The sequence below is a fragment of the Paenibacillus sp. FSL H8-0280 genome (assembly GCF_045040665.1).
Taxonomy (GTDB): domain Bacteria; phylum Bacillota; class Bacilli; order Paenibacillales; family Paenibacillaceae; genus Paenibacillus; species Paenibacillus xylanexedens_A.
The window spans coordinates 1818578-1844322 of sequence record NZ_CP150296.1 but is presented as its reverse complement, the minus strand read 5'-3'; the positions used below and the strand labels follow the sequence as shown (position 1 = coordinate 1844322).

The following is a 25745-nucleotide window of genomic DNA, read 5'->3' as shown; positions in this document are numbered from 1 at the left end:
CACTCTCCTTTGGGCTGAAAACTAAGGCGTGATTTAAACGGAGCGGTTACCCCGATTGTGCCCGGTATGCTTGTGAATGTCTTCCCGGTAACGACTTGGCGTCGTTCCCTCACTTTTTTTGAACAAACGATTGAAGTAACTGGGCTGATAGCCCACCTGCTCCGCAATTTCACTGATCTTGACGTCTGTTGATTCAAGCAGCTCTTTGGCCCGATGGAGCCTTACCTCAGTTAGATAGTCCACAAAATTCTGCCCAAATGCCTGCTTGAATGCCCGGCTTAATGTGTAAGAATGAATCCCGTGAAGATCTGCCAATTCATCCAGCGATAACGCTTCTGCATACTGTTGCTGCGCATGCTCCTTCATCTGATGAACCGCCATCTGTATCTGCTTCTCTTCCTTGCCTGTGAATTCCTCTATACATACGTGCACAATCCGTTCCCTGAACCACAGGAACAATTCATCCAAGTCATGCAGTTGCAGCACCTCTTCATACATCCCTACCCCAAACAGTTCGACTGGATCTTCCCCTAATTGCAAAAGGGTATGTTGTATGCGTGCCAGCAGTTGGAATAAAGCTTGACGAACATGCTTCTCCGGCACTTCAGATCCAGCATACGTGCCAATAAATATGCTGAACTGTTCCAGGGCAGATTCCTGTTCACCACTACGCAATGCCGAGATGATGGCCTGCTCCAGCTCAAGCAGATATACTCCATGTTCATTCACATCCTGCTCTGCCTCCTCATTCATATCAATGATGGTCACATTGGAAGAGAATTGCCTCTTCCTCAACACAGCCCTCGATTCTCTGACCAGCTGTGGAATGTGGGAGGCATCTGATGTGAGTTTACTGATCGAGACTGTCATACGAACGTTCCATTCCGACTGCACGGCTTCCAGCCAATGCTGAGCCATCCGAGTTAATTCTTCTCTGAATTCAGGCGTCTCTGGCTGGACCTCTGGAGGGACAGCGAGCAACAGCGCAATGGACATGTCATGGTAATTAATCGTTTCGGCCCGGTAAGGAAGTTCCACCAACTGCCTGTTCAAAATATCGGTTGCGGCAAAACTGATCCACTCCTGAGATTCACTCTGATTTCGCTCCTTAGCCCCATATAGAAGAACTGCACTCGGACGAATGTGAGCAAACAGGATGATGAACCGCTCATCCCAAAGGACCCAGCCCAGCTGTGCCAGACGTTGCTTCCATTCATGGTCGGATGACAGTAACAGATGACCCAGCGTGAGTTGAATCAGCAAGCTTTCCCGAGCGAGCGGAAGTTGCTCTTCCAACCGTTGCTGCAACGATTCTCTCTCCTCATTAACGCCAATCCAGCGCTGTTCAATATGCTTGATTTCATCCAGTTGTACAGACCCATTCGGGCGGACAGAAGCCACGGTAAATATTCGCAGTAATTTCGTAAACGGTTTATATAGTTGCAGTGAACCGACCCACGACAGGATCAGAGCCAGCAAAAGTCCAGATCCGTTGACGAGAAGAATGATTCGGGGTACAGACACAATTGGAGCTACAATTTCATTGAGGGGAACCGCGGACACATAAGTCCAATCGGCACCCAATCTGCGGAAGGTGCCCGTTTGAACCGAGTAGGTCAGTCCTTCATATTCCATTAGAAATGAAGACAGATTCCCTTCCTGGTTCAACAGATGTTCACGGACAGCATGCTGTAATCCACCAAGCGCCTGGTCTTGTGGAAGCATGGGCTTCCCCTGCTCATCCAGCAGGAATGTCGTCCCGCCATTATACGGAGACAAGGTCTGTAACATGTTACCCAGTTGCTTGTTATCCAGCGTGATCGTTAGTGCCCCCAGTGCATCGTCGCTTCCACCCGGAAGTCGATTCACCATCATCATGGATGTGCCCTCCATGGAGCGTGACCAATATGTGGCCTGGGGCTGGTGAGTCAACCGTTCATACTTCTCGATCTCCCCAGCGTCTTTGATAAAATCATACCGTTCAGAATCCATCTTCACGGCCCGGGGTTCCCCCAGATACAATTGAACTTTGCCGATCAATGTATTGGAATTCTGAATCATCAGCAGCAATCGGTACAGTTCATGCACCTGTTTATACTTGAATACAAAATCGAGCTCTTTCAGACGGTTATCGAAAACCGGATCGAAGGCCCACTGCGAGAAGGTCAATTCAAGCGCATCCAATTGATCGCCAACCCACACGGTACGTTGTTCAAACTGATGCAGATGGGTTTGCTGCAAAATCTTTTCCATTTTGACGGTGACCCAGCCATACAGCAGCACCCCTGTAATGACTCCCGGAATGCAGGCGATAAACAGAATCATCATCAGGCTTCGTCTGAAATAACGCCCTTTGGGTAATGGGTCTGCTGTGCGCTTGAATATCATCTGTATGGACCTCCTTCCCGGGAATACCCTCCTGAATGCAGATTCATCCTTTGACCGAGCCGATTAGTGCTCCTTTGGCAAAATGCTTTTGAATGAATGGATACACCACCAGTACTGGCAATATGGCTACAATAATCGCGGCCATCTTCAACATTTCTGTCGGCGGTGTCTCCACCTGCTGTCCAGGCGCAACCAGATCGATATTGGATGCGTTCAGCAACATGTTTTGCAATAATACTTGGATGGGCCATTTCGCAGAATCATTCAGGTATAACAGTGCCGCGAAGAATTGATTCCAGTAGCCTACAGCGAAAAACAATCCAAAAGCAGCAAGCGCAGGCATCGATAAGGGCAACACAATCGTGTACCAGGTTCGGATGGCACTACAGCCATCAATGGATGCCGCTTCGCTGATCTCTGCGGGCAGGCTGTCGAAGAAATTTTTCATCAGCAACACCGTCCAGCCATTGGCGAGCGCAGGCAGAATTAATGCCCAGATATTATTGATCAGCCCGAGTTCCCGCACCAGCAGATAATTTGGAATGATGCCCGGGCTAAACAAGATGGTTAGTACAATCAGGAACATCAGTATTTTTCTGAAGTGGAATCGCTTCTGGGACAGCGCATATGCCAGAGAGGATGATACTGCCAGGCTGCACACCGTGCCGACGGTTGCCAGAAATGCACTGTTCCCCAGCGAGCGTGCAAAGGCAGGCGTGGATAACAAATACGTATAGGCTTCAACAGACCAGCGTTCCGGGAAGAGTACGATTTTCTTTTGCAAATATTCTCCAGGGTCCGTGAATGAAACGATGAAAACATAATATAGTGGGAAAAACATAACCACAGCCAGTAGTCCAAGCGTAACCACATTTAGGGACTGTCCAATCCGCTCACTCCATTTCATGCGATGCATTCGAAACCTCCTCTCCATTGATTAATGGCTGCCCGGGTATGGATAGGTGCCGGATCGAACTAGTAGACGCCTTCCTGACCCATGCGCTTAACCACACGATTTGCGACAACGACCAGCACTAGACCAATTACGGATTTAAACAGTCCAACCGCTGTACTGTAGCTAAAATCGCCCTGCTCGATCCCTGTGCGGTATACATAGGTGTCGAACACTTCGGCCACTTCAGATACAGCGCCGTTGTACATAAGGAAGATTTGCTCAAACCCCACCTCCATGATGTCTCCAAGTCTTAAAATCAAGAGCACGATGATGACACTGCGGATGGCAGGCAACGTAATATGCCAGATCTGGCGCAATCGTCCCGCTCCATCCATGCGTGCTGCCTCATACAGTTGAGTATCCACACTCGCCATGGCGGCCAGGAACACAATCGTGCCCCAACCAGCTTCCTTCCACATCGCTTGCAAGGTGACCATGATCCAGAAGCTGTCCGGGTTCGTCAATATATCCACGCGGGGCCATCCCCATAAAGCGAATAACTCATTAATCAGTCCCGTTCCTTTGGCGAACAGCAGCAGTGTTAACCCGGCAATGATCACCCAGGAGAGGAAATGCGGCATGTAGATAATCGTTTGAATCAGTCTCTTATACGCCACACTTCGCAGTTCGTTGAGTCCCAGGGAAATCAGGATCGGAAAAGGAAAGAACAAAATCAGATTGAGCAAGCTGATTGCCAGCGTATTTCGGAACAACAAAGCAAAATCCGGATTACCAAAGAGTGCTGTAAAGTGTTGCAAGCCCACCCACTCACTGCCCTGAATCCCCCGAAAGGGCGAGTAATCCTGAAATGCAATGATGATGCCCCACATCGGGATGTATTTGAAAACGAGGAAGAACAATACGCCCGGCAGTGCAAGCAAATATAACGACCGGTCACGCCGAAGTGCGGACAGCAGGTTTAACCCTTTCTTTTTGGATGAAGTCTGCTTCCCCTTAACCGTACTCATTCGTTGCTCATGGGTGCTCATGGTTTGCAGCTCCTTCCCTCAGATCACTGTCCATTTCTTTTCTTGTAGGCTTCAGTCATCTCATCATTCATCGCCTGGAAATTCGGATCATTCCGCAGGGTTTCCACAAAGGCATCCCAAGCTTCAATTGGCTCCCGGCCCAGAATAATCTTTGCTTTCAGATCCTGGATCTTCTTGTTAAGTTCAGGCAGCACCTTTTGCCCGGTCTCGGATTGAAGGCCAGCGGCCAGATCCGCCACGCTCGTTTTGTCTCGCTCTGCCTCCACTTTTTTGAACAGTTCATTGGCCTGTGTCTCTTCATCCGTTTCACCCGTGGTATCCCAAGGCAGGTCGATGACGTTAACGATATGATTGAAATCCGACGCGTTATCCGCCGTCAATTTTTCACTATTTGCTACCTTTTTGCCATCGACCACTTCATAATGCGTACCTTCAATCCCGAACTGCTGAATTTCAAATACTTCCGGATTCATCCAGGTATCAACGAGTTGGAGAATTCGTTTCATCTTCTCTTCCGGCACACTTGCTGGGATCGCCAGAATACCGTTGTATCCCGAACCCTTCGGATTATATCCATTCAGATTGGTCAAAGGATAGAAATCCGTATATTTGAAAGAGGGATCAACCTTCTTCAGGTCATCGGCATAGATTTTGCGCATTGTACCTGTCTTGTCCACGATAATGCCCGCCTGGTTGCGCTTGAACAGTTCTCTGGCCTGCGTCAGCTTGAGCGAAAGCAGATCTTCCGGCATCATGCCGCTGCTATAGGCTTTAGTTAGATATTGAAGGGATTCTTTCACCTCGGGCAACAGCTCCCTGTAGACCAGCTTCCCCTGCGACTCATCCCATTTCCAACTGCTATTGGTTCCGATAAAAGAATTCTCAATGGCACCGAGTACGGGGCCGAGATTACCTCCCCAACCGAGATCATCAGGACTGATATAAGCGGCAAGTGCGGTAGTATCTTTGGTTCCGTTACCATCAGGGTCCTGCTCCACAAAAGCCTCCATCACGTTGAACAACTCATCCGTGGTCTCTGGCACCTGCAAATTCAATCGGTCAAGCCAATCCTTGCGGATGATGAAAAAAGAATCGCCAGTGACCGGGCGAGGCCGCGGGATACCATAATTGTTGCCATCTGCTGCCTTGGTTGTATCCCAAGCAATATCGGGAATGCCTCCGCTGAGGTTCGAATAGTCCTTGATATAAGGGGTGATATCCCAAAAAGCACCTTGTTTGACCATCTTGGTGAAGGTACTTCCAAATGGATCATTAATCATGATGAGATCAGGTATATCCCCGGAAGCCAGGGTCAGATTGAGCTTATCACCGTAGATATTGTTGGAGACCCACTGGATATTCATTTTGGAGTTAGTCGCTTCTTCAATGGCGCGTTTGATTACATTATCATCAGCAGCAGGGACGGCACTTGGCGTGATGGTCATAATGCTGACTTCCAACGGATCGTCGGCATTGCCACTGCCGCCACTTACCTGTCCTTCTTCATTATTTCCGCATGCACTAAGCACCACGGACATGACCATGACAACCGATATGATCCAGGCCAGATTACGGGTGTTGCGTTTCCCCACTTTTTGCATAGGCTTTCCCATCCTCCTTAGTCTCTTAAACCTATAGTCTTAATCGGATTAACGATTAAAAAAGGGGCTTTGACAGGCTCTTGAAGAAGATTCTTCCTGACCGGTCAAAGCTTTCACTCACTATAACGAACACCCGTATTTCCTGCAATTGCACTTTTTTGCACCTGTTAGAAACGGTAGAAATGTGCCCTAAACCCCTTCGATTCAACGATAAGGTCTGATAATACGCTCGTCCCACACTTGTACTTCAATATATCGTTCGGGACCTTGATCACCTTGACGGTTCCATTCTTGAGGCCAACCATAGGCCTGAATAACTTCCAGGATTTCATCTTTGGTGTAGACCTGCTTACGGTAAGGTTTATCATCCAGATAACGCATGGTTGGAAAGAGATCTCCATACGTGAAGCTCACAACTTCGGCAGACAGATCTTCCCACGGAATCATCACTTGATCCGGTTCGGTATACCAGGATGACAGCCATTCACATGCACCGAGGGTCATATAGTGGGGATATGGATTAGTGGGGGTTCCGCCTTTGCCTTTAAACTGCTCGTACGCTTTATGTTCAAGCGCTCTTCGGATGGTCATATAATCCGCTGATCGCTGACTGGCAAAATTCCGGCCTTGATGACGGATTTGTTGGGCAACTGTTTCGGCTTCTTCATTAGACAGGCTGGAGAGATTTCGGAAAGGACCAAGACTTTTTTCAAAATAATGATACGCGTTCAAATCTGTCATACGAATCTCCACCTCCAACAAATCTCTCCGTATCCAGATTCTTTAGTCATAGTGTACATCATGCCAACATTTATGGAAATATCTGTAGCGAAATATTACCCGTAGATAAAGTTACACTTGAGCACTTCAATTGCTCGGGGAATTTACTATTATTAAGGAAATATTAACCAATAAGTGGTAGACTAATAAAAAGTATTTATCTTCAGAGGGCTTAAAGGGAGGTCGTATTATGTTTGGTGTTAACGTGAAAAAAGTAGAAGATCAACTGGTCATCCGCTGGCAGTTCTCCAAAATTGAAATTCCTATCGCACATATCACATCGGTCACCCTGGATGATACGTACGGTGGAAGCGAACCATCCGCCATTCGGATCGGTCCAGTCAATGGCACAAGCGAGAGGATTCTGATCCGCACAGTGAATCAATCGTATATTTTATTCACTTCCAGCGTGACTTTACATACCAATATCCAAGCTATGTTACACCCGTCAAACTAAATGGTTGTTCAACTTCTAATGTTTCAGGGGTGATGGGTTCCATTAACTAATGTGCGCTACCAACAAATGAAGCGTTAGTATTCGCATGAATTCTTACAGCGAATACTAACGCTTCATTGATTCCAATTCAAGTTGGACGTGGGATTCTTATAACCAACTCCACTTCGGTAACTGATCGAGCGTAATGACCTCTTTGCTATGGTACAATTCCTTCAAAAACGTTAGTTCATTATGCGTCCCGTCTCTCAGGAATCCACCTGTCCAGGTACAGAACCAACTCCAGTGTACATCCTGTTCCTTCATCTGCTTAGGGTCAGGGATGGAGCCGTTCTCGGCCAGTGCAATGATTTTACTATCCTTCACAAGCTCTCGCAGGTTGGTGTAACGTGCCGCCAGCGGGCAGTGATCTCCCGCTTCCGGGTATACATCTACACTCACAATATCCACGATATCATCACCCGGATACCATTCCGGTTTTTCCGAGTTCCAGACCCAGATAAGATTGTGCAGCTGATGTTCTTGAACCAATCGATCATACAACAAACAATATAACTGTTTGGCAGGTTCGGGGCCTTTCGCTCCCCACCAGAACCACCCACCTTCTGCTTCATGAAGTGGTCTGAATAATACAGGCACACCAGCATCCTTCAACTCTTGCAAATGTGTAGCAATAACATCGATATCCCGAATCAATAACTGATATGCTTCCGATTCAGGATGCGCCAGCGCTGAACCCAGATCATAGGTGGTAGCATCCGTATAGAACCCTCGCCACCACTCTTTACCCGGTTCATCGATCAGATCCGTCGGTGCGTTCCAGTGCCAGCATAGTGTCACGATCCCGCCTTGTTTGTGCCAGTCTATCGCATCCCGAATCTCTTGGGAGACCGCACCGTGCTCTGTTCTTGATGGCGAATATTCCATGAGATCAAACCCAATCACAGCTGGCTTCCGGCCTGTATTTTCATTAATCCAGTTTAGATTGCTATAATCCTGCTGGCCTGACAACATCCCTTTTTGATAACGCTCTACCAGGAACGCCATCAGTTCTTTTGCTTCGGGAGTCGCTGCTTTATTCACCGGAACTCTGCTGATCTCACGCACTGTCATCTCTACACCTCCAATTGGATTTACCATGTTAACCCACTACACCAGAACGTTCAATGCTCTCAACGAAATAACGTTGTACAAACAGATACAAAATAATTAACGGTGCAATCGCCAGCAAAATGCCTGTATCCACAATCATCGCCACATAATTCGGATCGGCCTTGATGCCCGAGTTCGAACCAAAGCCCATCAGTTGCGGAATCAATTGGTTCGCCTGAGCCGGTAAAGAAGCCACCTTCAGTGAAATCAGTGGACTTTCACTCATGAATAACGCCGAATAAAACGTATCATTGTACTGCCATACAAACGAAAACAGAATGACCGTAATCAGCGGCGAGATTGCATTGGGCAGCATGATTCGAGCAAACGTTTTGAATCCACCTGCGCCGTCAATCAATGCAGCCTCCTCGATTTCCTTTGGCATGCCCTTGAAGAACTGACGGAAAATATAGATGAACAGCCCCGCCTTCAGCCCTCCCGCTGTAGCAGCCGTGATCATGGAAGGCCAATACGTATTCAGCAGATTGATGCCATTTTTTCCAGAGAACAACTGGATGATGCCCAGAAAGTCAAAGCTGCGGAAATGCAGATACATCGGCACCATAAGTGTGCTTGTCGGCACCAGAATCGTCAGAATCACAAGGATGAAGAGTACATTACTACCCGGAAACGAAAACCGGGCAAAGCCATATCCGGCAAGTGCACAGGATATCGCTGTCAGAAGCGTTGTGATGGTAACAAACAATAACGTGTTCGCCAGCAGAGGCAGGTAATCCATCACTTGCGCCGCTAGCCGGATATTATCCAATGTAAAGTGCTGGGGAATCATATAGATCGTTGGATTGTAGATATCCTGTTTATCCTTAAACGCAACTGACACTTTGAGAAATAACGGGTACAAAATAATAAATGAAATGCCGATGACCAGTGCATATCTGAATATGGAATAGAGAAGGTCCGATGTTTTGTTTCGCACCCGATGCATGTGATAATTCTGCTTCGGAACTACCACCATGCGATCTGTCCCTGATGCAGCCATAATCTGAAGCCTCCCTTAATGTTAACCGTCAGTTGTAGTGAACCCGCCGTGACAAGACCCATCCCACTACGATCAATACAAGACCAATCACCAGTGTGTACAGCCAGGACATCGCCGAGCTTAAGCCAAAGTTCTGGGTTTTGAATGCGGTTTGGTAGATGGCCTGTGTGACTGGACTCCCGGCAAATGAATCAATGATCGTGTAGATGACATTTGTCAGAATCAACGGACTGACCATGGGAAATGTAATTTTCCAGAATGATTCATAAGCTGTCGCCCCTTCGATCTTTGCAACCTCATACATCGATCCCGGTACCGATTGCAGTGCAGCGAGGAAGATCAGAATCTGGACGCCAGAGCTGCTAATAATCTCATAGATCCGCATGATGGCTTCTACAATGTAATCCACATAGGCCATCGGCAATCCCACATCCGCCAGCATCCGCACAATGGACACCACATTGAACGAAGCACCGCCATCGGCTGATGCATCCACCGCACTCGCATCCCCCATCAGATTGATTAATCCCGCAGACTCAGCTGCTGCGACTGCACTGGAAGCCAGAATAACCGGCAGGAAAAAGATTGCACGTGCCATTGTTCTGCCTCTGAACTTCTGGTTAAGCAGTGTCGCCGTGAACAAACTGAAGAACAAAATCATCGGCACGTTCAGTACCATCGCTCCAACTGAATCCACCAGAATCCGGTTGAATGTAGCGTCAACCAGAAGCGCATCCTTGAAATTTTTAAATCCAACGAAGTCCAGAACATACCCGCCCGGAGCAACGGATAGATTACTCAGACTGAACCGAATCGATTGCAGGAGTGGTGTGGCAAAGAGGAAGACGAAACCGACCAGCCACGGGGAAATGAATGCAAGTCCAAGCAGCGCTCTCCGTGACTTCAGCGATAATCGAATGGTTCTCATCGGTTCACTCCTCCCACCACATAGTCCGTCCCGCCAACCGTTGTTCCATCCACGGTTACTGCATCCGCATTGTAATTCACAAGGATGGATGTACCTCCAGTATAGGTGATCCGGACAACGCCATCCTGAATGCGTTCATGCTTAAGAATCTGCTCATTCGCCAGATTTCCCAGCACTTCATTGGCCTGCTTATACAAGGCAACGGCATCATCCACCCAATATGCATACTCCGTTGCGTAAGCCGAATCATAATTCGTCAGCTTCAGCCTGGATGATGGTTCATAGGTCCATTGAAAATATGGAGCTGCCCCAAGCTCCAGACTGCGCAGCAACTGTTTGCGGAGATCCTGATCCCCCGACGTGTTCATTGGAGATGCCGCATAGTTCATGTATCCATGAATGACCATCGCATAAAAAGGAACTTCTTCATCGGTAATATTGAACCGACTCGATCCTGCGGGTGCATTCACAACATGTTGTGCACTTCCCCAAGCGTAGCTATTTGCGGCAGATATCATCATGTTCGGATAGGACTTTGCCAACTTGCCAAGTTGCTCCTTCACAATGTTCTTCGCCGTCTCCCGATGAATCACCCGACTATCCCGATAATCGGAAGTCAGGACCTGCCCAAGATCACGAAGGGATAATCCGCCGAGGTCCAGTTGATTGTACTTGTCGGCAAACTCATTCACCACATAAGGAAGCTTGGCCGCTGAGAGCAAATAATAGCTGTCCTTACTCTGATCCATGCGATTAAGGGCAGGATTGTATGGATACAGTTCCGCTGTCTCCTTTGTGACAAACCGCGCTGCATCCGAGGAAGGAGCAAAGCGCATATCATCGTGATACATGTGCTGGAAAGCCACATCCGGGAACAAAGCTCCACCCGACTGCTCCAGCTTGGTGGACAACGCCTGCAATTCGGAACGACTGCCCACTTCACTGTCCAACTTCACCTGGGTTGGCGTATGATGACTGATGCCACCTCCAAACCATCCCTGATACCGCATTTGTACGCGGTTCACACCATCCTGCTGTAGCTTTGCTGCCATTTCTGTAGCCTGTTCGTACGTCGTCATGGCTAAGGTGGTCCGATAAGGCACACTCAGGAACGAAGCCTTTTTGTCCACTGCACCAAGCACATCCACATAGAACGGCAACTCCGTCTGTTCTGCGAGCGGCTTCAGTACATCCTGCTCGATCAACTGCTGCTGATACAGGCGGGCCATGCCCGAGTAACTGGCATCTTCTCCATGAAGGAAATGATAGCGGACCTGAATATCTCCACGGAAAGGCTCCTCGCTAAGCAGCTGAATCTCCTGCATTTTCTGCGAGGTATACATCTCCAGCTCATCCTCTCCGCGCAGGGAGAAGGTCGCGTGTACATGGTTGTAGCTATTCTGTCTGCCTCCAATATCCGCGGAGATACTGGCAATGCCATCCCCTTTTTCAATGACTGCAAACCAGGCATTCTCCCCGTTCTTCAGACCAAACACAGGCATATACGCGGATTCACTAACCTGAGGACGACTGAGTGAATTATCATTTGGGTCTGTGCCATAGACGCGCTGTACATACTGCTCTTCTTGGGTTTTCCCGTTGTTCAGATGGATCAGGCTGCCGGAACCATCAGGCACGAGCATATAGCCCTCACCCTTTGTATCCGCAGCACCAAAATAAGCGAGCAAATCAATATTCCGAATGCGGTATTGCCCACTTTCCTCTATCTGGCTCAGAGGCACGGTCACAACAAGTGCTCCCTGCTCCAGTCGGTATTCCACTGAAATGACAAAGCTGGGCTTATCGGATACGCCCCCACCTTCAACCCCGTTCTCCTGATTGTCAAAAGCCAAATCGTCCGCGGTATAACCCGCCGTCTCAAAGGCACCCAACATCTTGTTCAGTACTAGCTGCTTCGAAATCTGTCCATCCAGCCGTTCCAGAATATCCGGATTGCTCTTGGTTGGATAATAACGGGCAGACGTGTATCTAGCGACAGTAGCATCCAGCTTGGAAAGAACCTTCTCCTCCAGACGCTGTTTGCTGATCAACTTCGGTAGTGCATCAATACCAAGTGATGTATCACCAAGTGTATAGTTAACCCGAATCCCTTGATCGATCTGACCCACTGTGAATTGTTTGTTGCTGATACTGGAACTGAAATTCGGAAAGTTCTCCAGTGTGCCCATCGCATCCCGGAAAGACACATTCAGCTGGGAGGACAGCACTTCTTTTTCATATGCAGAAGCAAGACCATCCTCAGCCCGTTCTTTCGGATTGCTATACCAAATCTCTCCACTTTTCCCGTCACGTACTGCAATTTCCGTTGTCTCCTCGTTATAGTACAGGGCGAGTCTCTGATCTTCAGCGACCAGTTGCATACCAGGCACACCCTGCGAAGAGTCACTAAGGAACTGCAACGGGTCCTCCATGACGGACATGGCTGTGGTTGTCGTATCCAGATAAGCCGCGGCTTCTACGGCAGGAATCCCCCTGTTGTTTATATACAGCAGCCCGGCTGCAATCATGATTACAGCTGCACCACCAGCCAGCACCGTATATAATCGTTGCCTTTTGTTCACGGATGCCGCCTCCTTTAGGTCCGAAAAATCAACTCGCGGTAAATGTTATAACCGAATTCGTACAGCTGTTGCAGCATGCTGAAGACCAGTGCGCCAAGGAATACAATAATGCCCATCACAATGAGTGTCAGCACCATCGTAATGATCGTTTTAATCACCGTGTACTGGTGTACCGTCATCATGCCAATGAACAGAAGCAACACAAACCAGAAAAACGCGATGCTATTGAACAGATAATAAAAAGCAGTCTCCTCCTGCACCATGAACCGGCTGATCACGATCATTGGGGCATAGATCAGAATAACCGGAATGAGCGAGTAACCTGTCGCCAGAACGATTTCCCTGAACTTGCCTTCCCCTTCCATCAAGGTCGTTACCGCCCAGTTGGCCGTGCACCATAGAAAGAAAGGTACCGCAACCGTGGCGATCTCGATGATGCTGTGAATCGTGCGAGGGTCGATGTAATTGACGAGGAATCCTGCGTACTGCTTTTGCAAAATCATCATGACAATAGTAAGCGCCAGTGCTGCATAAGCAACAAGAAGCCGTCCCCGGTTATCCGACTTGAGGTCCCAGAATGCATCAATGGGATGAAAAATGAGATGCAGCGGAAACTTAATGAAATCCTGCTTCACGATCAACCTGCCTCCTCCGTCTCCATTTAACCGCTACCCGGGTCAGGATCAGAATGACAATCAGCGCGATTGCAGCGGTCAGGAATGTACCAAAATGTTCCTTCATCATCTCCCGCCGATGCCTCTTGAACGCGACAGAATAACTCTTGCGGTCCATTCCAAGTTCGAAGTAACCTAGCGCTTCCTCGTTTTTCTTCTCCATTAATAAGGACTTGCCGATACCGATATAAGCGATGTCATAGTTAGCATTCAGCTTAAGCACTTCTCTCCATATATTCACGGCCTCCGTGTCCTCGCCCCGATAGTGGAGTACCACCGCTTCATTCACACGGGCACCAAAACGGGTTGGCGCATAAACGACAAGGTTGTTCTTGCCCCGATCCAGAACCAAGTGATGCTCACCCGATTGTTCAATCGCGACAGGTGTTTTGAGCGTGCCCACCTGATTTCCTTTGCCACCATATATGTAGAGCAGATGACCTTCATCGTCGTACGTGAACACCCGGTTCTGTGTCGCATCCAGTACACTGTACATGCCGTTGCCCAGCACTTTTACATCAATTAGTTTGGAGGGACCCGGATTGTTGCGGAACCGGATATCGCCTTTGACATCGTAATAACCAAACCGTTTCAGTACATCTTCGCCAGACGGGTTGAGGCGTTTGATCGGTTCATTCGAGCCGGGATCAATATTCGTTGCATACACAAATCCTTTGTGGTCGATATCCGCATTGGAGAACTCCGTTGGAACAAACAGGACCATCTGTGCGCGTTGGGCTTTGGTGGACAACATACGCCAGATATATTCGCCGTAGTCCCGCTCCACTTTGTTCGTACCGACGTATCCGATAAATTTCCCACTCTCGTCAAACTGCATAATCCCTTCGTAGACCCCCTGCGCCACAACGTACACTCGGCCTACATGGTCAACCGTCAGCTTCAAAGGCTGGAACTGGAATTGAGTCGACAGGATATCTGATTCTGGCTTCGTAATGGTTTGAATCAGCGTCCCCTCTCCATCCAGGACAACCACACGACTGTTTCCCGTATCGGCGACATATATGCGTTCTTCTTCATCCACAAACAATCCGCCTGGAAGATTAAAGGTCTCCTTGCTGCCATCCATCATGAATTCATCAATGACGCGCAGCAGCTTAAAGTCGGGGTCCAATACGACAATTCTGCTGTTGCCGCTATCCAAAATGTAGATCAACCCGGAGGGTGAAACGTTCACATCACCGGGGTCTTTGAACTCACTAATGCCGAGGTCACGGCCTGATATAGTACGCTCGGGCAGATAGGCATCTGGTGAAGGAACAGCCTCTTTCCAGTAGTTGTAGTTATAACTCTCATACGGCGCCGGGGAGGCCGCCGCAGGCACGGCATTCACCAGCAGCAGAGATACTGCCGCCAGGAGAACAAGCCATCTTTTCACTGTGCGTGCCATATCGTTCCCCCTTAATCCTTCATGCCCGAACTCGCCATCGTCTCAATGATTCGGCTCTGAGAGAAAATAAATAGCGTGATCGGCACACTCATCAAAATCAGTGCTACCGCAGCACCCGCTCCTGCCCGGGATATTCCGCCCTGAATAATCTGCCCTGCTGCATAATGCAGGGTCTTGAGCTGCTCGCTGTAGATGTACCCATTGCCATCACTGCCCCATAACATCTGGAACAGCAGAATGATCAATGTAAGCCAGGCTGGTTTCACATTGGGCATGACAATGGACCAGAAGATCCGGTATTCACTGGCACCATCAATCTTGGCTGCTTCCAGCAGTGCATCCGGGATCTGCTCCATGAACTGTTTCATTAGATACAACCCGAGTGAATAGGCAAATGCCGGAATAATGACGGCCCAGTACGTGTCGATCCATCCGAGCCATGACATGATCATATAGTTCGGAATGGCCGTTACCGCAGGTGTGAACATCAGTGACAGTACGACCACTTGGAACATGAATACTTTGCCCGGAAACTTGTGTTTGGCAAGCGGGTAGGCAGCTGCCGAAGCTAGCAGTACATGGCCTACGATACCGATGCCTGTAATAAATACCGTGTTGAATATATAACGTGAGAACGGCACCCATGAGTCACTCAGCAGATTCAGCAGATCCGTAAAGTTGCTGAATGTAGGATTTTTGACAAACAGCGTTGGTGGAAAGGTAAAAATCTCATCCAATGGTTTGAACGCATTGTTGATTGCATAAATCAGCGGCAGCACCATGAAGGCACCAAATACGAGCAGAAGGGCAAACAGGGAGAGGCTTCCCGATAGCGAGCGATTCACCCGCTTTTTGCCTGTCGCAATTGCAGCCATAGCTATTCTCCCACCCTTCGAAGCAGTTTCTGTACCAGCAAGTTGGTGCCCACCATAATCATGAACAGTACGGTGGCAATTGCTGATGCATATCCCATCTCAAACCGCGTAGTACCAAAGTCGATCAAATGGGTTACCACAGTCTCTGCTGCATAGTTCACGCTTGGGAACCCGGCCAGTGCGATCGACACATCGGCCACGGCAAACGAGGTTGTCAGCTGAATGACTGCGCCGAACATGAGCTGTGGGCGCATCGAAGGCAGGGTAATGTACCATAGTTCCTGCCAGCGATTTTTGATCCCATCCACCGCTCCCGCTTCGTACAATGTCCGGTCCACCGTCTGCAAACCAGCGATAAACGCCAGAAATCCAGTTCCGAGACTCAGCCACAGCTGCACGAGAATGAGGATCGGCATAATGTAGGCTTCTGTCTTCAGCCATTGGATCGGCTCCAGCAGAAAGCCCCATTTGATCAACAACCCATTCGCAATGCCATAACGATCTCCCGAGAAGATCATCAGCCAGATAAAATACACATTGCCCGAGATGGAGGGCGCGTAGAAGATCAGCGTCATGAACGCTCTCCATTTCGGTGTTAACTCATTAATGATCCACGCGAAGACAAAACAGGCAATATAACTGATCGGTCCGGTGATAATGGCAAACAGCAGCGTATTCTTGATCGCAATCAGGAATACATCATCCTCCAGAAACAGGCGAGTGTAGTTCTGCCAGCCAATAAAACGTGGAAATTCCAGCATGTTAAAGTAGGTGAAGCTGAGTATGATCGAGATGACAACCGGAATCACGGTAAACATGAGGAACAGGAGCATATAAGGTGCAAGCAGAACATAGGAATGTTTGCTGGCCTTCATTTCCTGGAGCTTCCAGCTCCACCACGATTTCATGCCCATCCTTGACGCTTTCTCAGGAGGACTGTTTTGTCCGTCTCGGAGTGATATTTGTGGCACGATTAACCCTCCCTCTGCTTACGGAAGACCAAATTCATTACGTTTGACGCGAATCTCGTCCTGAATATATTGGGTATAATCCATGATGGATTCCCTGGCTTCCACTTGGCCAACAACGGTTTTGTAAAATGCATTGAACAGATGGCGGCCTGTAAAATAACCACCGGGTACTTCAGGAATGCCCTTCACCGTTTCGAATTGAGCCTTGAGATTGGCGTAATCCTCCGCAGGCCACGGCAGGGAATCCAGCGCCTTGATGTTGGCCGTTGGATAACGGGCAGCGGCACCCATCAGTCCTTCCATCTCTCGTCCGAATTCAGCCTGAATCGGTGTACTGGTCCACCACTTCATGAACTCCCACGCCGCGTCCTGATCCTTGGCACCCTCCAGCATCATGACTGCGCTGCCTCCACCCGGTACGTCCCGATTCAAGGTTCCATCCGCCTGAACGGTTCCCGGGACAGGAACGAATCCCCATAGTCCCCGAATCTCCGGTGCAAATACGGACAACTGGTTGTACATGGTGTAATCCGTTAGTCCAATAGGCATCTGTCCTGTCCGGAAACGGTTGGCAAAATCATATTCCCGCTCCAGCTTGTAATCGGTATAGAACTCCGTCCACTGCTTGAACGTCTCGATCCCGATTCGGGAATCCAGATCCGACTCCTTGTCATCATTTCGATAGAAGGCGCCGCCGTTCTGAAGCAACATCGTGGCATACTGCGAGTTCGGCGGGATATTAACACCCTGCATATTCGCCTGAGTCACAATCGGCATGCCGAATTCCATATGGTTTTTGCTCAGAATCGCGAGCAGAGCTTCGACATCCTCCCAGTTCTGAGGCACTTCAAGTCCGAGTTCTTCGAGCACGTCTTTACGATAAAACAGCATGTTAAAGGTTTGCGTTTCCGGCAGGGCATATACGCCTGAATCATAGGCATACGGCACGATCGCACTTTCCCTGAACTCCTGTTCTACAGTGCTATAATCACTGAATTGCGTCAGATCTACAGCCGAGTTCCGCATCGCAAAGTTCACCGGCAGATCGTTGCCAATCTGCATCGCTACGTCCGGTCCTTCACCAGACAAAGTCGCTGGCAACAAGGTTCCCATATTCACCAGCTTCAGATTCACGTTAATGCCACTGTCTGGTGTGAAGGTCTTGTCAATCATCGCTTTCATCGTATTCGCCTGGTCACGTCCGCTACCTATCCAGACCGTTACCGTACGCTGATCTTCCGATGTGGCTACATTGCCGATCTGGTTATAATCAATGAAGAACGAATGATAGAATATCTTCGCTTCATGACCCAGCTTGGCAAGTGGCCCCATACCTGTTCCGGGAATATCTTGGTCAATCGAAGTGACGTACAGTGCGTCAATCTCAAGAGGCTGCTCTCGTGCCTGTTGCACCCATGTGCCGAGACCACCTGTGTTGGTTTTGTATGCCGCAAGCCGTCTTGGAATGGTATCTGGCTTGTCAATCATCTCGTCCAGTTGCAACGCCATCGTCTTGATCAGCGCTTCCTGATCGCTGGACTGTCCTGACAGAAGACGAAGCTGTGCAGCCACGTCTTTGAGTCGTTTACTTTCCCCGCTGAACACTTCCAGCAGGTTCGGAATCTGTTTCTCCACCCGATAATCCCGGAATTCATCAGGCTTCGTGCCTGTAATCATCAGAATACGTCGGTACATGGAGTTCAAGTTGTACAGACTGTCCTCCACATTGCGGATAAGGGGTGCAAAGTCACCGAGGCTGTTTTCCAGCCGTAGCACATGTTTCCCTTTGTCCAATTGAAACTTGTATGCTTCCTTGCCTCCCATGACGTCAATGCGATAGTCGCTTTGGTAACGGAAAGGTGCTTTCGCCATCTCTGCAAAGGGAACTTCACCGTCAATGGTCAGTTTGCGTGTAGAATAGATACCTTTGACGAAATTCTGCTGTGCGGTAAATCCGATATGATAGAGTCCGCTCTCGGGCACATCCACTTCCCATTCAATCCATTGCCCTGGCAAACGCCAGTTAAACCCGCCAATCGTATTGATGCGTACCTGGGAAGCGCTATAAGGAGATACAGCAGAACTTGACCTTTCGCTCGTCGGGTATAACGTAGGTGAAGATTTGGCAATCGCGGCTTCTCCTTCAATGCGAATAAGTACATCCTTCGGCTGCCCGGAGGGATCCGACTGTTGTGCCCCCGCAGTCTCCGCGTAAGGAACGGCTGTCTTCTCATTGAAAAGACGAATGGACCGAATCACCATGGGTTCACGCGATGATTTTAGCGTTAGCTTGTGTTCCCCTTTTTCCAAATAAAACTTGAATGGAGCCTGTTCGTACCCGTCGGAGTCCTGAAACGTTTCTTCCATCCAGCGTGGTTGCTCCACTTGTCTCGGTCGTAGGTCATTGCCTTGATTGTCCTGCTCCACGACATCTTTCTCATTGGCCCACACCCGGTCAAACTGCAAATAGGCAGCTTCCGCAAAAGGAAGTTCACCATCAATGTATAATGCACGCTCAATGGCCGAACTCTTGCCTTCAACGGGATAATAGATGGCGGACAGGTTATACAGCCCAGTCTCCGGCACATTAATGGTCCAATCGACTTGTCCGGTCTCTCCGGTATGGAGAGATACTCCGTCCATACCCTCATAATTAGTCAGTTTGTGGACGTCTTCACCTTCGGCTCTTATGTAATCTCCTGCTTCAATGGTGATGTCCACATTCGGCTGTGTAGCCTGATCCGTTCCGGATCGATACTGTTCGTATCCCTTCTTCTGGCGGGTCTGCTGCAAGATTGCATCCACTTCAATGGCAGGCAGACTGCCAGGTGGAATGTCTGCACTCTTCACATCAGCGCCGGAAGTTACATATAGAATGATGCAGGCTGCCGCCACGATGATTACTGTGGACAATATCCATGTCTTACGTTGTAGAATTCCAGCCATCCTACGAGTCCTCCTCATCAAGGCTGATGCCAGCAATGCCGATTTGGTGGTTCAGGAAAAGGGGCTCCGTCCAACTTTGCCGACACGAGCCCCTGCCTGAATCGTTTGCTGGTGATAAGTGCGATTATTGTTTGCCGAGTTTATCAATGGCCGCTTGTGCCTGTGCTTTGTATTTCTCGGCTGTCGCTGTTACGGAAGCATTGTTTTTGATGATATCGTTCACAAAATCCCCGAAAGGGTATCCTGTGTAGGCATCATCCAGCAAGATACGGCCCGTTCCGGCGATGTGCTCGCGAATGATGGCGATATCCTTCTCGTCGGTATAACGACTCTCCAGATAATCTTGACCTGGATACTCTTCAATCTGCGGGATGTCGAAGGTCTCTTCATAGATTTGGTAGACGATCTTTGGATCCTCCACACCTTTTGGAATGAACTTCGCTGATGCCGCGTTGTTTGCATACGTTACCTCTTTGCTACCCTGTGGCCCGTTCGGAATCGGCACAACACCAACAGCAAAGGTGAGATCGCCCAACTGCCATTCGGCAGCGGTGAACAGAGCTACATCTCCATCTTTGAACGTATTGCTTTCCTCCCAATTGGTTTTGTCGCCAGTTTTGACCTTCACGACATTTTCCACGTTATACAGGCGTTTGACGAATTCGGCGGCTTCAATCGTTTTCGGATCGGACAATCCTTCTTTGCTATTGGTATCATCCACGATTGTTCCACCATTGGCTGCGGTAAAATGACGAACGACATCAAGCGCCCAGCCAGAAAATCCGTATACGTCAGTTTTGCCGTCGTTATTGGTATCTTTGGTTGCCTGTTTGGCAAGTTCCATGAATTTATCCCAATCCCATTTACCTTGGTTATAAAGTTCTTGAGGATCAGGCAAAGATAATTTTTTGAACAAGTCACGGTTATAGTGAAGTCCCAGACCAATGCTGGTTGGCGATTCGAAGGCGTATTCGTTGCCCGCAATGGCAGGAAATTTTGCAATCAGGTTAGCCTCTTGGTTGATGTTATTCTCAGGTGTAGTGAATTCGGAGATGGGCAACAGTTGCCCTTTGAGGATGGCGGGTAGTGCGGATTTGTACTCCATCTGAACGATGTCGGCGAACGGTTCGCCAGCCAGTGCAGACGTTGTGAATTTGTTCATGTATTCTTCAAAAGGTACGTTAACAAACTCCAGTTTTACGTTGTATTTCTTCTCGACCTCTGCAATTTTATCGAGTCTGGCCTTATCGGAGGCCGTCTCTCCCGCTGGTTTCAAGTCCCACCAGGCCGCAACCTTAATGACACGCCCACCCAGATCAGGCACATTAACCACAGCTTCTTCCGCTCCGCCCTCTTTCTCTGTCTCAGCGACTTCGGTGCTGTTACCTGAGTTTGTTGTTCCCTCTGCTTCGGTCCCCGTCTGCGCTGTCCCCCCACCACTGCAAGCGGATACAAAAAGCATCACGGCCAATAACATCAGAGGCAGAACATTCCATCTTCTCATCATGATTTTAACAACCTCCCCGAATGTGTATACCAATCATGGTTCACCCTAAATCATTAACCCCATTCATCAACCAATCGAAAATAAACAACCACCACCATTTGTTATTTTCTTGTTTGTTTTTGACAAACAAAATTTAACACAGCAAAATGTAAGCGTCAACATTTTTGTTGTTAACATTTTCTAATTATTCTGATAAAATGCTGGTTAAGCTGTAATATGCCTGTGTTAAAGCTTATTCAACATCCTGGACTCTAAGTACACACTTATTAAAACCACGATTGCAACTTTGTTTATTTTGTTATTTTTATAAAATAACAAAATACTAATTCAGCAGACAAAATTCGTCATTCTATCTGAAAATATGCTTACCGTCACGTTGAACGTTCATCCTAAAATACTGTGCATCACTAACATTTTGAATTCTCTGTCCGTTATTAGATTAAGAGAAATACATCATGTTATACTAGGAACAGTTGGATATCGCTCCGAATAAGGAATACGGCAGAACTACGAGTGTAAGGATGGTATGATGAAGACAAAGGTAACAATTCAGGAGATTGCACATTTTACGGGTTTGTCGAAATTCGCGGTATCACGAGCTTTGTCTGGAAAATCGGGCGTTAGCGATCAAACGAGGGATGTCATTCTTAAGGCCGCTGGCAAACTTGGATATTTCAAAGATAACAGCATGTTGTCTGGTGAACTGTATAACAACCATGAACTTCAGGAACCAAAGAACACACGTTCAAGCGGAACGATCTTGATTTTGTTCCCCAATGTTCGGTACCAAAATCAAGACTCCGTATACTGGGGACCCGTCTTTAACGGGATCTCTTCCAAGCTGAACCAAAAAGGGATTAATATTCTGACCTTAACGGAACCCTCAGCAGACCAGCTATTCACCCTGCTCAACCCGGATGCCATTCGTGGAATCATTACCGTTGGCTCTATTTCGACCCCGATTCTTCTTGAAATCAAACGTCTTAGTATTCCAGTTGTGATGGTGGATCATCTGGACCCTGTTTTTCACAGTGACAGCATATTCACCGATAACTTTGCATCCATGCGGGAGATCATGCTCTATCTGCTCCGCAAGGGTTTCAAAACATTCCAGTTCGTTGGCAATATCGGGGATGCTCATAGCTTCTATGAACGCTGGATTGCATACACCTCTGTGCTTATGGGCCATGGGATGGAAATACATCAGATTCCCGAGCTGAGTAATCAGGCATTGGATGAGTTCCGCCAGACGTTCACTTCGGTGATCAGTGAGGATAACCTGCCTGAAGTGTTTGTATGTGCGAATGATTTCTATGGGCTATACACCATAGAAGCCCTTGAGAGTATGGGTATTCGTGTACCCGATCAGTGTTTTGTCACGGGATTTGATAATCTATACGACAACATCCCATTATTGGCTACAGTTAATGTGAACAAGGAGTTGCTCGGTGCGCGTGCAGTGGATCAGATGTTATGGCGCATTGCGAATCCAGAGAGCAACGTCGAGAAAAAGTTGATTCTTGCCGATGTCGTTATTCGTGAACAGTTCGGCAGGCATAGTGGATAAAAGCATATATGGATAAAGCTTATGTCCACACAGAACAGCACGCCAAACTCCCCTTTAACCGTATTCGTGCGGCTATAGGGGTGTTTGCTTTGTTGTATGTTGTGTAATGTTTATTGTTTATTACATCAGGCCGTCACATCATCCCGTTCTACGTATCTGTACGAACATCATCCCACTCCTGATCCAGATAACAGATCAGCCAGTTCAATGCACGGTGACGTTCATAAGCCACTCCACCATTCAGGTCAGCGGGAGGTGTTTTGTCATTCACCCGACTATCCACGCACACCCAGTTATAACGGTAGATCAGATCTGCTTCATCCAGAATCTCGCTCTTGCTGCGCAGAGATGCATCGGAGAAAAAGTCGGTAAAACTATCCTTCTGTTGCAAATAACCGACATCCTTCCCTACGTTACACAACTCCTTTGGTGCACCCAGTTCCTTCACATAACCAAGCGCCCACAACATCACGTGGTACGCTTCATATCCCCAAGAGAAGGTGATGATCTCCTGCTGCTCTGCTCCGTGCTGGTCGATAAACCTCTTCTCTATAGGTGAGAAAAAGGATTCAGCCTCATACTTGTTGATCACTTCCTGAACCAGTGCTGCGGTATCATCCGCACTTTCGCCGGCTCCCAGACACTCACCTTTAAGCGCGGCAAGACATAGGGCAACCGCACGGCGCGCGACTTCCTCTTTACTCCGAATCGTGGTGTGTTCGTCTCCGGCCCTTGCAGGCAAGTTCGCATTATACGGAATGCCTTGTTCAGTCAACCGTTGCTCTGAACGCGCTTTACGTTGAATGCCAGACTCCGACTGGGGGCTGTTACCGTCAAGGAAACTGGTGTGCGCTGTCACCGTGTAATCCTCTACCTCAGATTCTCCATTCACATCCAGCAATAGCTGGCCTTGTGCATCCAGCAGGGATCCACCTCCCCAGAAGATGACGGCATCCAGCGCATCAGCCAACCGCAATAACTCGCCGAAGAATTCTTCCGATATGTCCTCTTCCGTCTCAATACCAACCACCATGTTCAATGTGGAACACTTGATCAATACCTTTTCCTGGAGCGAAGCATTGCGCCCTTTAATCTGACTCAAAAATCCAAGCATCCCCTGAATCATTGTCGTAAATTCCTCAGGATGTGTCTGGCTGGTCATGATATTAAAGCCTTTGGTTTTTTTACTGAGCCATTTTTTCTGAATCACTTGAATATGGGTCTTTTCTTCCCGGCGTTCAATCGTACCCTCAGGATAAATGGATTGAATCACTTCAAACAGCTGATCCAGGTCAAACTGAGAGCTATATATCGCACAATTTCTCATGAAGTTCACCCTCTCTATATATAGTTCAACTAATGAATATTTACACTGGCACTCCGATGGCAGAATAACTTTCCGATCGCTGTTATCCCCAGATTTTTTTATTCCTTTTTTTGGAAAGGGGAAATCCGGTGATAGCGGATGCTTCCGATGTAACTTTCTTTTAGAAAGCTTTTAGGCGAACGCTCCGCTTCTTCAAGTTATTTCTACCCTCTCCGTTATCGTGTAAATGTTCAGTTGAACATATATGACTAATCCTTGTACGGATCGAATTCATTACCTCCGGCCATGGCGACACCAACGGGACGCAGCACATGGTTGATCTTCAACGTATTCGCATGTGCGTTCAGTACGTCTTGCAGTTTCTTATACACAAACGGACTTTCGTCTGTGCCCGCTCCCCGCAGTTCGACACCATAGGCACGAATCGCCTCATGCATCTGTGCTTCGCTAATCTCGCCACCCATGCGTGTGCGCAGCTTGTAATTCATTTTGCCAGCCGCCTGGGTTCGGCTCATCGTGCGCCCTGCCCCATGTACGGTGCTGCGGAATGACTCGGTGTTCTCCTCGCTGTGGATCCCTTCCACAATTACCGAGATATCACCCATACTGCCTCCGACAAAACCGAGTTGCCCGGGTGCAAGTGGCGTTGCACCTTTGCGGACCACAACTACCTCTTCACCCATGTGTTGTTCCTTCCAGGCAAAGTTGTGATGGTTATGTACGGCGTATTCAGCACTTGCCCCCAGAATACCGAGCACCTGTTCAATAACATAGTCGCGTCCTGCATAGGCGTATCGGCCCGCCAAAGTCATTCCATCCCAATACATATCACCCATTTCGCTGTTCAGGTCAAACAACGTAGGCGGTTGATCCATCGATTCGCCAGGAGCTTTGCCACTGAACTGACGTCCTGCAGCAAGGTTAAGGAATCCACTCGCCACTTTATGACCGAACCCGCGGCTGCCAAAATGATTCGCGATCCACACCTTTCCCGTTGCCTCTTCTACAAAAATATCCACGAAATGATTGCCACTGCCTACGGTTCCGAGTTGGTTGCGTGCAAGTGTCTTCAGCTTATGTTGTAATCCCGGTTCAATGGTATCAAACAGCTTCCAGCTCGCGTCGTCGAACAGCTCATGATCCACGGGTGTTGGATTGTTACGACCCACGCCGAAAGAAATGGTCGAATTGATGTCATCCATGATCGTTACAATCTGATCCCGAATATCTTCCCACATCAGATTTGTACGCACAGCCTTGTTGCCACAGGCAATATCATATCCGACACCTGACGGACTGATCATATTCCGATAAGCGACAACACCACCGATGGGTTGCGAGTAACCTTTGTGATGGTCGGCCATCAGAGCCACACCCAATACATCTCCATATTGCGAGCAAGTCACCGCCTGACTTACGGCGTTCTCCAGCGGCTCCCCCCAGACTTTAATGTTATCTACGATACGCATAATTGTGTTAACCTCCTATGTACTTTTTGAAAATACATCTTTTATTTCTAAACTGTTGTTCTCATTAGTTTAACAAAGATCAACGTGGCTCGAAACGTCGTCTTCCTTTAGATCACCAATTGTTTACGCATAAAAAAAGAGAGCTCAGCTCCCTTTTCTCACGGTTGGTTCC

19 protein-coding genes are annotated in these 25745 nt (G+C 48.4%); 2 read left to right on the top strand and 17 right to left on the bottom strand.

Annotated elements, in window-relative coordinates; all coding sequences use genetic code 11:
* Window positions 1-33: 33 nt before the first annotated feature.
* The 5 genes from MHI12_RS08360 to MHI12_RS08340 all read right to left on the bottom strand — a co-directional run bounded on the left by MHI12_RS08360 (window position 34) and on the right by MHI12_RS08340 (window position 6674).
* Window positions 34-2388, bottom strand: a complete 2355-nt coding sequence (locus tag MHI12_RS08360) for a helix-turn-helix domain-containing protein (protein ID WP_405172124.1) — start codon at window positions 2386-2388, stop codon at window positions 34-36.
* A gap of 43 nt (window positions 2389-2431) precedes the next feature.
* Window positions 2432-3304 carry a carbohydrate ABC transporter permease gene (locus tag MHI12_RS08355; RefSeq protein WP_405172123.1) on the bottom strand — a complete coding sequence of 291 codons (873 nt, stop codon included), beginning with the start codon at window positions 3302-3304 and terminating at the stop codon, window positions 2432-2434.
* Between the two features lie 59 nt (window positions 3305-3363).
* A complete protein-coding gene (locus MHI12_RS08350) occupies window positions 3364-4332 on the bottom strand; it encodes an ABC transporter permease (protein ID WP_405172122.1) in 969 nt (322 codons plus the stop codon).
* 23 nt (window positions 4333-4355) lie between these two features.
* Window positions 4356-5933 carry an extracellular solute-binding protein gene (locus tag MHI12_RS08345; protein ID WP_405172121.1) on the bottom strand — a complete coding sequence of 526 codons (1578 nt, stop codon included), beginning with the start codon at window positions 5931-5933 and terminating at the stop codon, window positions 4356-4358.
* A gap of 204 nt (window positions 5934-6137) precedes the next feature.
* Window positions 6138-6674: a hypothetical protein gene (locus MHI12_RS08340; RefSeq protein WP_405172120.1), complete on the bottom strand. Its 537-nt coding sequence runs from the start codon at window positions 6672-6674 to the stop codon at window positions 6138-6140.
* A gap of 229 nt (window positions 6675-6903) precedes the next feature.
* On the opposite strand from MHI12_RS08340, the gene MHI12_RS08335 reads away from it, so the two are divergent.
* A complete protein-coding gene (locus tag MHI12_RS08335; protein ID WP_127544537.1) occupies window positions 6904-7170 on the top strand; it encodes a hypothetical protein in 267 nt (88 codons plus the stop codon).
* Window positions 7171-7317: 147 nt separating this feature from the next.
* On the opposite strand, the gene MHI12_RS08330 is transcribed toward MHI12_RS08335, so the two are convergent.
* The 10 genes from MHI12_RS08330 to MHI12_RS08285 all read right to left on the bottom strand — a co-directional run bounded on the left by MHI12_RS08330 (window position 7318) and on the right by MHI12_RS08285 (window position 21207).
* A complete protein-coding gene (locus tag MHI12_RS08330) occupies window positions 7318-8280 on the bottom strand; it encodes a glycosyl hydrolase (RefSeq protein WP_405172119.1) in 963 nt (320 codons plus the stop codon).
* 28 nt (window positions 8281-8308) lie between these two features.
* Entirely contained in the window at window positions 8309-9319 is a 1011-nt protein-coding gene (locus tag MHI12_RS08325; RefSeq protein ID WP_084174508.1) for a carbohydrate ABC transporter permease, read from the bottom strand.
* A 28-nt stretch (window positions 9320-9347) separates the two neighbouring features.
* A complete protein-coding gene (locus MHI12_RS08320; protein WP_074094247.1) occupies window positions 9348-10247 on the bottom strand; it encodes a carbohydrate ABC transporter permease in 900 nt (299 codons plus the stop codon).
* On the bottom strand, window positions 10244-12829 hold the full coding sequence (locus MHI12_RS08315; RefSeq protein ID WP_405172118.1) for a DUF5696 domain-containing protein: 2586 nt from the start codon (window positions 12827-12829) through the stop codon (window positions 10244-10246). Before MHI12_RS08315 ends, MHI12_RS08320 begins: the two co-directional genes overlap by 4 nt.
* Window positions 12830-12843: 14 nt before the next feature.
* Window positions 12844-13464, bottom strand: coding sequence for a YIP1 family protein (locus tag MHI12_RS08310; RefSeq protein WP_405172117.1), 621 nt, complete (start codon window positions 13462-13464; stop codon window positions 12844-12846).
* Window positions 13445-14911, bottom strand: a complete 1467-nt coding sequence (locus MHI12_RS08305) for a gluconolactonase (protein ID WP_405172116.1) — start codon at window positions 14909-14911, stop codon at window positions 13445-13447. Before MHI12_RS08305 ends, MHI12_RS08310 begins: the two co-directional genes overlap by 20 nt.
* Window positions 14912-14922: 11 nt before the next feature.
* Window positions 14923-15786, bottom strand: coding sequence for a carbohydrate ABC transporter permease (locus MHI12_RS08300; protein WP_017689719.1), 864 nt, complete (start codon window positions 15784-15786; stop codon window positions 14923-14925).
* 2 nt (window positions 15787-15788) lie between these two features.
* Complete coding sequence (locus MHI12_RS08295) at window positions 15789-16700, bottom strand: carbohydrate ABC transporter permease (RefSeq protein WP_047842211.1); 912 nt, start codon at window positions 16698-16700, stop codon at window positions 15789-15791.
* 75 nt (window positions 16701-16775) lie between these two features.
* Window positions 16776-19703 carry an extracellular solute-binding protein gene (locus MHI12_RS08290; protein WP_405172115.1) on the bottom strand — a complete coding sequence of 976 codons (2928 nt, stop codon included), beginning with the start codon at window positions 19701-19703 and terminating at the stop codon, window positions 16776-16778.
* 124 nt (window positions 19704-19827) lie between these two features.
* Entirely contained in the window at window positions 19828-21207 is a 1380-nt protein-coding gene (locus MHI12_RS08285) for an ABC transporter substrate-binding protein (RefSeq protein WP_405172960.1), read from the bottom strand.
* 529 nt (window positions 21208-21736) lie between these two features.
* On the opposite strand from MHI12_RS08285, the gene MHI12_RS08280 reads away from it, so the two are divergent.
* A complete protein-coding gene (locus MHI12_RS08280) occupies window positions 21737-22777 on the top strand; it encodes a LacI family DNA-binding transcriptional regulator (protein WP_405172114.1) in 1041 nt (346 codons plus the stop codon).
* Between the two features lie 148 nt (window positions 22778-22925).
* Here the strand turns inward: MHI12_RS08280 and MHI12_RS08275 are convergent, their stop codons facing one another.
* Window positions 22926-24104, bottom strand: coding sequence for a DUF4272 domain-containing protein (locus MHI12_RS08275; protein ID WP_405172113.1), 1179 nt, complete (start codon window positions 24102-24104; stop codon window positions 22926-22928).
* A gap of 248 nt (window positions 24105-24352) precedes the next feature.
* The gene (locus tag MHI12_RS08270; protein WP_127544562.1) at window positions 24353-25573 is read right to left on the bottom strand and encodes an RtcB family protein; all 1221 of its coding nucleotides are present in this window, start codon (window positions 25571-25573) and stop codon (window positions 24353-24355) included.
* Between the last annotated feature and the right edge of the window lie 172 nt (window positions 25574-25745).

Bases quoted from the DNA above. Each gene is read 5' to 3' on its own strand.
- MHI12_RS08360 (WP_405172124.1), bottom strand. From the start codon at position 2,388: ATGATATTCAAGCGCACAGCAGACCCATTACCCAAAGGGCGTTATTTC.
- MHI12_RS08355 (WP_405172123.1), bottom strand. From the start codon at position 3,304: ATGCATCGCATGAAATGGAGTGAGCGGATTGGACAGTCCCTAAATGTG.
- MHI12_RS08350 (WP_405172122.1), bottom strand. From the start codon at position 4,332: ATGAGCACCCATGAGCAACGAATGAGTACGGTTAAGGGGAAGCAGACT.
- MHI12_RS08345 (WP_405172121.1), bottom strand. From the start codon at position 5,933: ATGCAAAAAGTGGGGAAACGCAACACCCGTAATCTGGCCTGGATCATA.
- MHI12_RS08340 (WP_405172120.1), bottom strand. From the start codon at position 6,674: ATGACAGATTTGAACGCGTATCATTATTTTGAAAAAAGTCTTGGTCCT.
- MHI12_RS08335 (WP_127544537.1), top strand. From the start codon at position 6,904: ATGTTTGGTGTTAACGTGAAAAAAGTAGAAGATCAACTGGTCATCCGC.
- MHI12_RS08330 (WP_405172119.1), bottom strand. From the start codon at position 8,280: ATGACAGTGCGTGAGATCAGCAGAGTTCCGGTGAATAAAGCAGCGACT.
- MHI12_RS08325 (WP_084174508.1), bottom strand. From the start codon at position 9,319: ATGGCTGCATCAGGGACAGATCGCATGGTGGTAGTTCCGAAGCAGAAT.
- MHI12_RS08320 (WP_074094247.1), bottom strand. From the start codon at position 10,247: ATGAGAACCATTCGATTATCGCTGAAGTCACGGAGAGCGCTGCTTGGA.
- MHI12_RS08305 (WP_405172116.1), bottom strand. From the start codon at position 14,911: ATGGCACGCACAGTGAAAAGATGGCTTGTTCTCCTGGCGGCAGTATCT.
- MHI12_RS08300 (WP_017689719.1), bottom strand. From the start codon at position 15,786: ATGGCTGCAATTGCGACAGGCAAAAAGCGGGTGAATCGCTCGCTATCG.
- MHI12_RS08295 (WP_047842211.1), bottom strand. From the start codon at position 16,700: ATGGGCATGAAATCGTGGTGGAGCTGGAAGCTCCAGGAAATGAAGGCC.
- MHI12_RS08290 (WP_405172115.1), bottom strand. From the start codon at position 19,703: ATGGCTGGAATTCTACAACGTAAGACATGGATATTGTCCACAGTAATC.
- MHI12_RS08285 (WP_405172960.1), bottom strand. From the start codon at position 21,207: ATGAGAAGATGGAATGTTCTGCCTCTGATGTTATTGGCCGTGATGCTT.
- MHI12_RS08280 (WP_405172114.1), top strand. From the start codon at position 21,737: ATGATGAAGACAAAGGTAACAATTCAGGAGATTGCACATTTTACGGGT.
- MHI12_RS08275 (WP_405172113.1), bottom strand. From the start codon at position 24,104: ATGAGAAATTGTGCGATATATAGCTCTCAGTTTGACCTGGATCAGCTG.
- MHI12_RS08270 (WP_127544562.1), bottom strand. From the start codon at position 25,573: ATGCGTATCGTAGATAACATTAAAGTCTGGGGGGAGCCGCTGGAGAAC.